The sequence below is a fragment of the Nonomuraea angiospora genome, assembly GCF_014873145.1.
Lineage (GTDB): Bacteria > Actinomycetota > Actinomycetes > Streptosporangiales > Streptosporangiaceae > Nonomuraea > Nonomuraea angiospora.
The window spans coordinates 10,238,969-10,251,603 of record NZ_JADBEK010000001.1 but is presented as its reverse complement, the minus strand read 5'-3'; the positions used below and the strand labels follow the sequence as shown (position 1 = coordinate 10,251,603).

The window sequence follows — 12,635 nt, the reverse complement described above, 5'->3', positions numbered from 1 at the left end:
GCCCCCGCTCAACCGCCCGCCCGGGCGCCAAATGCGTTTTCTGTCGGTGGCGCGAGGCAATATGTGCAGGTGAGCTCGCTAGACCAGTTCAGCCAGGTGACCAGGCAATGGTTCACCGGAGCCTTCCAAGCTCCCACGGCCGCCCAGGAGGGCGCGTGGGAGTCGATCTCGCGCGGCGACAACACCCTGGTCGTCGCTCCCACCGGCTCGGGCAAGACGCTGGCGGCCTTCCTGTGGTCGCTCGACAGGCTGGCGTTCGAGAAGACCGGGCCCGCCCCGCAGGCGCCCGCCGCCGGGCGCGAAGGCGTTCCGAAGGGGACGCGGGTGCTGTACGTGTCGCCGCTCAAGGCCCTGGCCGTGGACGTCGAGCGCAACCTGCGCGCGCCGCTGGCCGGGCTCAAGCAGACGGCGCGCCGGCTCGGGCTGCCGGTGCCGGAGATCTCGGTGGCGATCCGCTCGGGCGACACCCCCTCGCAGGACCGCAGGCGCTACGCCGCCAAGCCGTCCGACATCCTGATCACGACGCCGGAGTCGCTGTTCCTGCTGCTCACCAGCCAGGCGCGCGAGGCGTTGCGGGGCGTGGAGACGGTGATCGTGGACGAGGTCCACGCGGTCGCGGCCACCAAGCGCGGCGCTCATCTGGCGCTCAGCCTGGAGCGGCTCGACGCGCTGCTCGACAAGCCGGCGCAGCGGATCGGGCTGTCGGCGACGGTGCGGCCGGTGAGCGAGGTGGCGGCGTTCCTGGGCGGCGCGCGGCCGGCCACGGTCGTGCAGCCGCCGTCGGAGAAGCGGATCGAGGTCGAGGTCGTCGTCCCGGTCGAGGACATGACGGAGATGGAGGGCCGGCCGCGGCCGGAGGGCGGGGAGGAGTTCGCCCCCGAGCCGGGCAGCCGGTCGATCTGGCCTCATGTGGAGGATCGGCTGTTCGACCTGATCGGGGCGCACAGCTCGACGATCGTCTTCGCCAACTCGCGGCGGCTGGCCGAGCGGCTGTGCACCCGCCTCAACGAGCTCGCGTACGAACGGGAGGGCGGCGGGGTCGAGGCCATCGACCTGTCCATCTGGGAGACGCCCCCATCGCCGCAGAAGCCGCAGCGGATGCCCGCCGACATGATGGCGCAGGCCGGGGCGAGCAAGGGGGTCGTGACCGAGATCGTGCGGGCGCACCACGGCTCGGTCTCCAAGGAGGAGCGGGCGCAGATCGAGGAGGCGCTCAAGTCGGGCCGGCTGCCCGCCGTGGTCGCCACCTCCAGCCTGGAGCTGGGCATCGACATGGGCGCGGTCGACCTGGTCGCGTGCGTGGAGGCGCCGCCGAGCGTGGCCAGCGGGCTGCAGCGCATCGGCCGGGCCGGCCACCAGGTCGGCGCGGTGTCCAAGGGTGTGATCTTCCCGAAGTACCGGGGCGACCTGGTGCAGACGGCCGTGGTGGCCGAGCGGATGAAGAGCGGCCAGATCGAGGAGCTGCGCTATCCGCGTAATCCGCTCGACGTGCTGGCGCAGCAGATCGTGGCGATGACCGCGCTCGACGAGTGGACGGTCGACGAGCTGGAGTCCGTGGTCAAGCGGGCCGCCCCCTACGCCACGCTGCCCAGGACCGCCCTGGAGGCCACGCTCGACATGCTGGCCGGGCGCTATCCGAGCGAGGAGTTCGCCGAGCTGCGGCCGCGCATCGTGTGGGACCGGGTCACCGGCACCCTGCAGGGCCGTCCGGGCGCGCAGCGGCTGGCGGTCACCAACGGCGGCACGATCCCCGACCGCGGCCTGTTCGGCGTCTTCCTGGTGGGCGAGAAGGCCTCCCGGGTGGGCGAGCTCGACGAGGAGATGGTCTACGAGTCGCGCGTGGGCGACGTGTTCGTGCTGGGCGCGACGTCCTGGCGGATCGAGGACATCACGGCCGACCGGGTGCTCGTCTCGCCCGCGCCGGGCCAGCCGGGCAAGCTGCCGTTCTGGCACGGCGACGCGCCCGGACGCCCGGCCGAGCTGGGCAAGGCGATCGGGCAGTTCCTTCGCGAGCAGGCCAAGAACGGCTCGACCGAGCGCATGCGGGAGGCGGGGCTCGACGAGTTCGCCTCCGGAAACCTGCTGGCCTACCTCCACGAACAACGCGAGGCCACCGGCTACGTCCCCGACGACCGCACGCTCCTCGTCGAGCGTTTCCACGACGAGCTCGGCGACTGGCGCGTGGTCATCCACTCCCCCTACGGCGCGCGGGTGCACGCCCCGTGGGCGCTGGCGATCAACCGGCGCCTGCGCGAGCGTTACGGCATCGACGTGCAGGCGGTCCACTCCGACGACGGCATCGTGCTGCGCATCCCCGACACGCTGGCCGAGCCGCCGACCGACGTGGCCGCGTTCGACGCCGAGGAGATCGAGCAGATCGTCACGGAGGAGCTGGGCGGGTCGGCCATGTTCGCCTCCCGGTTCAGGGAGTGCGCGGGGCGGGCGCTGCTGCTGCCGCGCCGCACGCCGGGCAAGCGCAGCCCCCTGTGGCAGCAGCGCCAGCGCGCCGCCCACCTGCTGGGCGTGGCCTCGCAGTACGCCTCGTTCCCGATCGTGCTGGAGACCATGCGCGAGTGCCTGCAGGACGTCTTCGACGTGCCGGGGCTCGTCCAGCTCATGCGCGACATCGCCGCGCGGCGGGTGCGGCTGGTGGAGGTGGAGACCTCGCAGGCCTCGCCGTTCGCGGCGTCGCTGCTGTTCCATTACGTGGGCGCGTTCATGTACGAGGGCGACGCGCCCCTGGCCGAGCGGCGCGCCCAGGCGCTGGCGCTGGACACCACGCTGCTGGCCGAGCTGCTGGGCCAGGCCGACCTGCGCGAGCTGCTCGACCCCGACGTGATCTCCGACACCGAGCGGGAGCTGGCCAGGCTCGACCGGCCGCTGCGCGACCTGGAGGACCTCGCCGACCTGCTGCGCTCCCACGGGCCGCTGCTCGCGCCCGACGTGAGCGTGCGCGGCGGCGACCCGGCCTGGCTGGAGGAGCTCGAACGCTCGCGTCGCGCGATCCGCGTACGCATCGCCGGCGAGGAGCATTGGGCGGCCATCGAGGACGCGGCCCGCATGCGTGACGCGCTGGGCGTGCCGCTGCCGGTCGGGCTGCCCCACGCGTTCCTGGAGCCGGTCGCCGATCCGCTGGCCGACCTGGTGGCGCGGCACGCCCGCACCCGGGGGCCGTTCCACGCGGGCCCGGCCGCGGCCCGGTTCGGGCTGGGCGTGGCCGTGGTGACCGACGCGTTGCGCCGGCTGGCCGCGTCCGGGCGGGTCGTGAACGGGGAGTTCCGGCCCGGCGGGCGGGGCGAGGAGTGGTGCGACGCCGGGGTGCTGCGGATGCTGCGCCGCAGGTCGCTGGCCCGGCTGCGCAAGGAGGTCGAGCCGGTCGCGCCGGAGACGCTGGCCCGCTTCCTGCCCGCCTGGCACGGCATCACCGGCTCGGGCGCCGCGGGGGCGGTCGGCGGCCGGGGCGCGAGCGAGGCGGCCCGGGCCATGGACGCGCTGGTCCGCTCGATCGAACAGCTCCAAGGGGCCGCCGTGCCCGCGTCCGCGCTGGAGACGCTGGTGCTGCCCGCGCGGGTGCCCGGCTACCATCCGGCGCTGCTCGACGAGCTGACCTCGTCGGGCGAGGTGATGTGGGCGGGGCAGGGCTCGCTGCCCGGCGGCGACGGGTGGGTCTCGCTCTACTACGCCGACACCGCGCCGCTGCTGATGCCCGAGCCCGCCGAGATCACGATGACCCCTCTGCACGAGCGCGTGCTGGAGCTGCTGGGCGGGGGCGGCGCGCTGTTCTTCCGCGGCCTGTCCGACCAGCTCCAGTCCCTGGACGACGCGGCCCTGGCGGCGGCGCTGTGGGATCTGGTGTGGGCGGGGCGGGTCTCCGGCGACACGCTGGCGCCGCTGCGGGCCACGCTCGGCACCGGCCGTCCCGCGCACCGGCCCGCCACCACGCGGCGGCGCCGGGCCGTGCTGCCGAGCAGGAGCGGGCCGCCCACGGTGGGCGGCCGGTGGTGGCTGCTGCCCGCGCCCGCCGCCGACAGCACCCAGCGGGCGCACGCGCAGGCCGAGGTGCTGCTGGAACGGCACGGCGTGGTGACCCGGGGGGCGGTGACCTCGGAACGACTTCCTGGGGGATTTACGCCCATATATCAGGTTCTGCGGGCGTACGAGGAGAGCGGGCGCTGCCGCCGGGGCTACTTCGTCGAGGGCCTCGGGGGCGCGCAGTTCGCCCTGCCGGGAGCGGTCGACCGGATGCGCGCCATGGCGCCCGGCGTCGCCCCGACCAGCGGTCCGGGGCCCGGCTCATGGGTTGGGGGTCCGGGGTCTGACTCATGGGCTGGGGGTCCGGGGTCTGACTCATGGGCTGGGGGTCCGGGGTCTGACTCGGGGGCCAGGGGTATGGGACCCGGCTCCAGGACCGAGGGTTTGGGGCCCCGCTCAGGGGGCGGAGGTACTGGACCCGGCTCAGGGGGCGGAGGTACTGGACCCGGCTCAGGGGGTGGAGGTACTGGGCCCGGCTCAGGGGGTGGGCGGCGGGCCGTGGTGCTGGCCGCGGCCGATCCGGCCAGCCCGTACGGTGCCGCGCTCCCCTGGCCGCAGCATCCCGGCGAGCTCGGGCACAAGCCCGGCCGGAAGGCCGGTTCGCTGGTCGTGCTCGTGGACGGGCACCTGGTGCTCTATGTCGAACGGGGCGGCAAGACGCTGCTGTCGTTCGCCGACGACGACCGGCTGCAGCCCGCCGTCGATGCCCTCGCGCTGGCCGTGCGGGACGGGGCGCTCGGGAAGCTGACCGTGGAACGGGCCGACGGCACGTCCATCGTCGAGTCGCCATTGGCGGCGGCCCTGGAGGCTGCCGGTTTCCACCCCACACCCCGGGGGCTGCGCCTGCGCGCCTGAGCCCGTGCGGCACGAGGCCAAGCCGATCTCCCTCGGTCGGCCTCCGGCTGGGCGACGCGGAGGCCGTCGCCCGCCCTGCGTGCGACGGCCTTGAAGTAGCGCGGTGACAGCAGAGCCATTATGCCTCTGAAGCTATGAACATATGAGAATACTGATCTTGGACAGCATATAGCGGTCCTTCCTAGGCTCATCCGCGAGGATTCAACCTTTGGAGGTTCCGTGCCCTTCGGGTATGTGTTCACTGTGACGCTCGTCGCGATCGGCACGCTGTTCGCGCTGCGGCCGGTGCCGTTCTCACGCCCGCTGGGCCGTATGAGCTACTACTTCGGCCTGGCCGCCAATGAGCTGCCGTTCGCGGCCTTCTTCTGGATGCTGCTGCTCCCGACGGCGCTGGCGTTCGCCGACGGTGACATCGACTCGGCGGGCGGCTGGGCGGTCGTCGCCCTGGCCGCCGTGACCGCGATCGGGCTCGCGGTCATCGCCTACCGCGCGATGGGCGAGAGGGTCAGGATCGAGCGGGCGATGGACTTGGGGCTGGGCGCGGGATGGCGGGCCGCCATCGACGCCGACCTCGGCGTCGGACTGCGGCGCCGTCCCCCGCTGGCCCGCATCCTGGTTCTGCCCATCTTCCGGCGCCGCCTGGACGTCCGGCGCGTGGCCGACCTCGCCTACGGCGGCGCGGGCCGCCGCAACCTGCTCGACCTCTACCACCACCGCTCGCGCCCGTCCGGCGCCCCCGTGATGATCCACCTGCACGGCGGCGGCTACTCCGGCGGCCACAAGAACAGCCAGTCGCTTCCCCTGCTCTACCACCTCGCCAGCCGGGGATGGGTGTGCATCAGCGCCAACTACCGGCTGCGGCCCGAGGTCCAGCATCCGGACCACCTGATCGACCTCAAGAAGATCATCGCATGGGTGCGCGAGCACGCCCACGAGTACGGCGCCGACCCGTCGACGCTGTTCGTCGCGGGCAGTTCGGCGGGCGGGCACATGGCGGCGCTGGCCGCGCTCACCCAGAACGACCCCGCCTTCCAGCCGGGCTTCGAGGACGCCGACACCTCCGTGACCGGCGCCATCTACTTGAACGGCTGGTACGGCACCTACTTCGGCCAAGGCCCCGAGTCCTCGCCACTGGCCCACATCGCACCGGACGCACCACCGTTCCTCGTGGCTCACGGCGATCTGGATCCGCTGGTGCCCTCGGCCGATGCCCGGCACTTCGCCGACCGGCTACGCCAGACCTCGGCCAACCCCGTCGTCTACGCCGAGCTGCACGGCGGGAACCACGCCTTCGACCTTTACCACTCGGTCCGCTTCGAGGCGGTCGTCGACGCGATCGAGGGCTTCACCGCCTGGGTGAGATCACGGGAAAGAAGAGCCGTAGCTGGCTAGCGGGGCGTCCGAATGCTGGTCGGGCGCGTCGTGGTGGTCCAGGCCACCCTGGTCGGCCGCGACCGATCCGCCGGTCGAGATCAGCGACGAGGGGATCGGTGCCGCGATCAGCGAACCGTGGGGGCCCAGCCCGAGGTGCGGAGGTCGAGGGTCGGAGCCAAGGGGTGCGGGCGGGTGGGGTGGGGTTGGGGTGGAGGTGCAGGGGGTGGTGGGCGGGTGGAGGGGTGGGTCGTGCTGTATACGATTGTCGCCTCATGACTGATTTAACGCTGGGCGCGGCCCATTCGACCTTGCGCGACGAGGTCACCAAGGAGCTGCGGCGACGCATACTCTCCGGCGAGCTCGCCCAGGGTGAGCGGCTGGTCGAGGATCGGCTGGCCGCGCTGCTCGGCGTGTCCCGCAACCCCGTACGCGAGTCCATCCGGGTGCTGGCCACGGAGGGGTTCGTCGAGGTCGTGCCCCGGCTCGGCGCCACCGTCGCGCGGCTGTCGGCGGCGGAGGGTGAGGAGCTCTTCGACGTGCGCATGGCGGTCGAGGGCCTGGCGGCGCGGCTGGCGGCGCGCAAGCGGACGCCCGAGTCCGCCGCGCGGCTGCGGCGGGTGCTTGAGCAGGCCAAGGAGGCCGTGGAGAACGGGCGGCTGGAGGAGGTGGCCGATCTCAACACGGCCTTCCACCTGGCCGTCGGTGAGGCGGCGGGCAACTCGTACCTGAGCCTGATGATGAAGCCCATGCTCCTGCGGGCGCAGTGGGTCTTCAGCCAGACGGCCGCCGCGCGCGGGCCGCACTCCTGGAGCGAGCACCTGAGCCTGTGCGAGGCCATCGCGGCGGGCGACGAGGACGAGGCGCAGGCCAGGGCGATCGCGCACGTGGCGGCGGCCAGGCGGTCGTTCCTCACGGCGATCCGCACGGCGGCCTCCGCGCCAAATCCCCCGAACGATTAGAAAACACTCAGATAACAACACAGGGTCATGAAACACCAGTGAAATGTGAGGTCTTGTATACAGTCTCCTAAACCTTTCAACGGAGGCCCCATGAGACCGTCCCCCAGGCTCGTCGCGGCGCTCGCCGTTCTCCCCCTTGCGCTGGCAGCTTGCGGCGGAGGCGGATCGAGCGGCACCCCCGCGGCCCCTCCCTCCATAGCCGACGCCTCGGCCGACAACCGGCCGGTCAAGGCGGGCGGCACGCTCAACGTGGCGCTCAGCGCCGACCCCGACGCGCTCGACCCGAGCATCTCGACCACGCTGGTGGGGCGCGAGGTGTTCGCGAACATGTGCGAGAAGCTCTTCGACATCGACGCGCAGTCGAGCCTGGTCCCGCAGCTGGCCAGCGCCCTGCCCGAGGTCTCCGGCGACGGCAAGGAGGTGACGATCAAGCTGCGCGAGGGCGTGAAGTTCAACGACGGCACGGCGTTCGACGCCGAGGCGGTCAAGAAGTCGCTGGACCGGCACCGCACCTGGGAGAAGTCCGCGCGCCAGGCCGACCTGGCGGCGGTGTCCAAGGTCACCGTGGCCGACCCCACGACGGTCAAGCTCACGCTGACGCAGGCGTTCACGCCGCTGACCGCGCAGCTCGCCGACCGCGCCGGCATGATCATGTCGCCCAAGGCCCTGGACGCGGGCAGCGACAACTTCGGGGCGAGCCCGGTGTGCGTCGGGCCGTTCAAGTTCGCGAGCCGTACGTCCGGCAGCCAGATCGTGCTGGAGAAGGCGCCCGACTACTACGACGCTGCCAAGGTCAAGCTCGACAAGCTCGTATACAAAATCATCGTGGACCCGAACGTACGGGCCGCGAACCTGAAGTCCGGCGACGTCCAGGTGGGCGACAACCTCGCCACCACCACGGTCAAGGGCGTGCAGGGCGACCCCAACCTCAAGGTCGTGTCCGGCGGCGGCCTCGGCTACTACGGCATCACGATCAACACCGGCAACGCCAGTGGCTCCACCGAGAAGCCCGGCACGGTGAACACGGCGCTGGCCAAGAGCCCGCAGCTGCGCGAGGCGTTCGAGCTGGCCCTCGACCGCGACGTGATCAACAAGACGGTCTACAACGGCCTGCACGAGGTGGACTGCTTCCCCGTGCCGGTGGACAGCCCCTACCGCGCCAAGGACCTGCAGTGCCCGAAGCGCGACCTGGCCAAGGCCAAGCAGCTGGTGCAGGCGTCCGGCGCGCAGACGCCGGTCCCGGTCACGCTCACCAGCCCGAACGACGCCACCAACGTGCGCCTGGCGCAGGTCATCCAGCAGATGACCAAGGAGGCGGGCTTCAACGTGAGCGTGCAGAGCGCCGAGTTCGTCAGCACGCTTGAGCAGGGCAAGTCCGGCAAGTTCGACGTCCTGCTGAACGGCTGGTCGGGCCGGGTGGACCCGGACGGCAACCTCACGAACCTCATCACCAGCCGCGGCAGCAACAACTACAGCGGCATGTCCGACCCGGGCATCGACGACCCGATCAAGCAGGCCGCCGCCGAGTCGGACCCGGCCAAGCGGGCCGAGCTCTACGCGAGCGCCATGAAGAAGGCCGCCGAGGTGCGCGGCGTCCTGTACCTGTACCACAACAAGTACTACCTGGGCATGAGCAAGAACGTGGCCGGCGTCCAGTACTTCAAGGACGGCCTGCCGCGCTTCGTCACCGCGGGGTTCACCGCGTAATGCTCTGGTTCATCCTCCGGCGCTGCGGATCGGCCGTGATCGTGCTGTTCCTGGCCAGCGTCCTGATCTTCCTCGGGATCAGGGCGCTGCCCGGGGACCCGGCCACGGTCATGGCGGGCGAGGAGGCCTCGCCCGCCGTGATCGAGGCCATCCGGCACGAGTTCGGCCTGGACAAGCCGCTGCCCGCCCAGTACCTCGACTACGTCGGCCAGACCCTGACCGGCAATTTCGGCCGCTCCACGCAGGACCAGCTCCCGGTGATCGACATCATCGCCGAGCGGCTGCCGGTGACGCTGGAGCTGTCGGCCCTGGCCATGCTGGTCGCGATCGTCGTCGGCGTGGGCGCGGGCATCGTCGCGGCCGTCCGGCGCGGCCGGCTCGCCGACTACCTGGCCACCGGGTTCGGCCTGGCCGGGCTGTCGGTGCCGCACTTCTGGCTCGGGCTGCTCGGCATCCTGCTGTTCGCGGTCACCTGGCGGGTCCTGCCCGCCTCCGGGTACGTCCCCTTCACCCAGGACCCCGGCCAGAACCTCCAGCGCATGATCCTGCCCGCCCTAGTGCTCGGCACCGGCTTCGCCGCCATCCTCATGCGGCAGACCCGCTCGGCCATGCTCGGCGCGCTCTCGGCCGACTACGTCCGGACCGCCAGGTCGAAGGGCCTGTCCGAGGTCAAGGTCGTGGGCGCGCACGCGCTGCGCAACAGCCTGACGACCGTGGTCACCGTGCTCGGCCTCCAACTCGGCGCGCTGATCAGCGGCGCGGTGGTGACCGAGCAGATCTTCGTGATCCCCGGGTTCGGCAAGCTGACCGTGGACGCGGTGCTGACCAGGAACTACCCCGTCATCCAGGCCGTCGTGCTGATCACCGTCATCGGTTACGTGCTGGTCAACCTGCTGGTCGACATCGTGTACGCGTTCCTCAACCCCCGGATCAGGCTGTCGGGGGGCGCGAATGACTAGGCTGTGGCGGCGTTTCAAGAGGCGCCCGATGCCGATGGCCGGGCTGGTGCTGGTGGTCGCGTTCGTGCTGCTGGCGCTGATCGGGCCGCTGGTGACCGGCGACCCCACCACGCAGGACTACCTGGCCACGCTCGCGCCGCCGTCGGGCGCGCACCCGATGGGCACCGACGACCTGGGCCGCGACGCGTTCGCCAGGATCGCGCACGGCGCGCAGGTGTCGCTGCAGGCCGGGGTGCTCTCCACGCTGCTGGCGATGGTCGTGGGCATCCCGATCGGCCTGGTCGCGGGGTTCTACCGGCGCTGGCTCGACCCGGTCGTGATGCGGCTGGTGGACGTGACGCTGGCGTTCCCGTTCCTGGTCTTCGCGGTGGGGCTCGCGGCGATCATCGGGCCCTCGCTGAAGGGCGTGGTGTTCGCGCTGGGCTTCTCGCAGCTGCCCGCCGTCATCAGGATCACCCGTGGCGAGGTGCTGGCGGTCAGGGAGATGGACTACGTGGCCGCGGCCGTCGCCGACGGCGCGGGCGACGGGCACCTCATCTTCCGTTACGTGCTCCCGAACTGCCTCAACCCGCTCATCGTGCAGGCCACCGTGGCGATCCCGGGGGCGATCATCGGCGAGGCCACGCTGTCGTTCCTGGGGCTGGGCGTGCAGCCGCCCACGCCCTCGTGGGGCGTGATGCTGACGACCGCGCAGCAGTATCTGAGCGACGCCCCCTGGCTGGCGGTCTGGCCCGGCGTCATGATCGCGCTGGCCACGCTCGGCTTCAACCTGCTGGGCGACGGGCTGCGGGACGTCCTGGACCCGAGGAGCGGCCGATGAGCCTGCTGGAGATCACCGACCTGCGGGTCGGCTTCGACACCGAGGACGGCCTGGTGCAGGCGGTCAGGGACATCTCGCTCACGCTGGACGAGGGCGAGATCCTGGCGCTGTGCGGCGAGTCCGGCTGCGGCAAGTCGGTCACCGCGATGTCGGTGCCCAGGCTGCTGCCGCCCGACACGACCCGGTTGTCCGGCTCGGTCAAGCTGGACGGGCGCGAGCTCACCACGCTCCCCGAGGCGGACCTGCGGCACGTACGCGGCAAGGAGGTCTCGGTCGTCTTCCAGGAGCCGATGACCTCGCTGAACCCGTCGTTCAGCGTCGGATACCAGATCACCGAGGTGCTGCGCAGGCACGAGCGCCTCTCGCGCCAGGCCGCCAGGAGCCGCGCCGTCGAGCTGCTGGAGCTGGTCGGCATCCCGGCGCCGCAGCGCCGCATGAAGGAGTACCCGCACCAGCTCTCCGGCGGCATGCGCCAGCGCGTGATGATCGCGATCGCGGTGGCCTGCTCGCCGCGGGTGCTGATCGCCGACGAGCCCACCACGGCGCTCGACGTGACGATCCAGGCGGGCGTGCTGGACGTCTTCCGCGACCTGCGCGACCGGCTCGGCACGGCGATCATCCTCATCACGCACGACCTGGGCGTGGTGGCCGACATCGCCGACCGGGCCGTGGTCATGTACGCCGGCCGCGCCGTCGAGCAGGCCCCGGTGGCCGAGTTGTTCGCGAACCCGCGGCACCCGTACACGCTGGGTCTGATGAACGCCCTCCCGTCCGCGGCGGTCGACGGCCGCCTGGCCGAGATCCCCGGCATGGTGCCCTCGCCGCTGTCGGACCCCGAGGAGTGCGCGTTCCAGGCCCGCTGCCCGCGCGCCCAGGACGACTGCCGCGCGGCCAGACCCCCGCTCGAACGGCACGCGGACGGCCATCTGGCGGCCTGTTTCCACCCGGGAGGCAAGCAGTGATCCTGCGGATCGACAACCTGGTCAAGCACTACGGCCAGGTACGCGCCGTGGACGGCCTGTCGCTGGAGCTCGGCCAGGGCGAGGTGCTCGGCCTGGTCGGCGAGTCGGGCAGCGGCAAGTCCACCGTCGGCAAGTGCGTGCTGCGCCTGACCGAGCCCACCTCGGGGGCCATCGAGCTGGACGGCCGCGACATCACCCACCTGTCGCGCCGGGCCATGCGCCCGCTGCGCAGGGACGTCCACATGGTCTTCCAGGACCCCTACTCCTCGCTCAACCCGCGATTCACGATCGGGCAGATCGTCGCCGAGCCGCTGCTGAGGCACAAGGTGGCCGACCGGCGTGAGGTCTCCGGACGCGTGTCCGCCATGCTGGAGAAGGTGGGGTTGCGGCAGGAGATGCGTTCCCGGTTCCCGCACGAGCTGTCCGGCGGGCAGCGGCAGCGGGTCGGGCTGGCCAGGGCGCTGATCCTGGAGCCCAAGCTGGTCGTGGCGGACGAGCCGGTGTCGGCACTGGACGTGTCGGTGCAGGCGTCGGTGCTCAACCTGATCACGGACCTGCAGCGGGACATGGGCTTCTCGTGCCTGTTCATCACACACGACCTGTCGGTGGTGGAGTTCCTCGCCGACCGGATCGCCGTCATGTACCTGGGCAAGATCGTCGAGTCCGGTCCGACGGCCGAGATCTTCGCCGCGCCGCGGCACCCGTACACGCAGGCCCTGCTGTCGGCGGCGCCGGTGCCCGATCCGGTGCGGCAGCGGGAGCGGCGCAGGATCGTGCTCGGCGGGGACGTGCCCAGCCCGGTGGACCCGCCGTCCGGGTGCCGGTTCCACACGCGGTGCCCGCTGGCGTACGACGCCTGCCGCAGCGAGGAGCCCCTGCTTCAGGACCCTCGCGGCAACGGCCATCCGGCCGCGTGTCATCTGGTTACGGTGGACCGCATTCCCGACGCGGCCGCCAATCTGTAGAA

8 protein-coding genes are annotated in these 12,635 nt (G+C 71.8%); all 8 read left to right on the top strand.

Annotated elements, in window-relative coordinates; all coding sequences use genetic code 11:
* Window positions 1–63 precede the first annotated feature (63 nt).
* The 8 genes from H4W80_RS47315 to H4W80_RS47280 all read left to right on the top strand — a co-directional run bounded on the left by H4W80_RS47315 (window position 64) and on the right by H4W80_RS47280 (window position 12,633).
* Window positions 64–4,887, top strand: coding sequence for an ATP-dependent helicase (locus H4W80_RS47315; protein ID WP_378525763.1), 4,824 nt, complete (start codon window positions 64–66; stop codon window positions 4,885–4,887).
* A gap of 219 nt (window positions 4,888–5,106) precedes the next feature.
* Complete coding sequence (locus tag H4W80_RS47310) at window positions 5,107–6,279, top strand: alpha/beta hydrolase (RefSeq protein WP_192791038.1); 1,173 nt, start codon at window positions 5,107–5,109, stop codon at window positions 6,277–6,279.
* 254 nt (window positions 6,280–6,533) lie between these two features.
* Window positions 6,534–7,220: a GntR family transcriptional regulator gene (locus tag H4W80_RS47305; RefSeq protein ID WP_192791037.1), complete on the top strand. Its 687-nt coding sequence runs from the start codon at window positions 6,534–6,536 to the stop codon at window positions 7,218–7,220.
* A gap of 90 nt (window positions 7,221–7,310) precedes the next feature.
* Window positions 7,311–8,927, top strand: a complete 1,617-nt coding sequence (locus H4W80_RS47300) for an ABC transporter substrate-binding protein (RefSeq protein ID WP_192791036.1) — start codon at window positions 7,311–7,313, stop codon at window positions 8,925–8,927.
* Window positions 8,927–9,886, top strand: coding sequence for an ABC transporter permease (locus H4W80_RS47295; RefSeq protein ID WP_192791035.1), 960 nt, complete (start codon window positions 8,927–8,929; stop codon window positions 9,884–9,886). Before H4W80_RS47300 ends, H4W80_RS47295 begins: the two co-directional genes overlap by 1 nt.
* Entirely contained in the window at window positions 9,879–10,706 is an 828-nt protein-coding gene (locus H4W80_RS47290; protein WP_192791034.1) for an ABC transporter permease, read from the top strand. Before H4W80_RS47295 ends, H4W80_RS47290 begins: the two co-directional genes overlap by 8 nt.
* Window positions 10,703–11,668, top strand: a complete 966-nt coding sequence (locus tag H4W80_RS47285; protein WP_192791033.1) for an ABC transporter ATP-binding protein — start codon at window positions 10,703–10,705, stop codon at window positions 11,666–11,668. Before H4W80_RS47290 ends, H4W80_RS47285 begins: the two co-directional genes overlap by 4 nt.
* The gene (locus H4W80_RS47280) at window positions 11,665–12,633 is read left to right on the top strand and encodes an ABC transporter ATP-binding protein (protein ID WP_318787386.1); all 969 of its coding nucleotides are present in this window, start codon (window positions 11,665–11,667) and stop codon (window positions 12,631–12,633) included. Before H4W80_RS47285 ends, H4W80_RS47280 begins: the two co-directional genes overlap by 4 nt.
* Window positions 12,634–12,635: the final 2 nt, after the last annotated feature.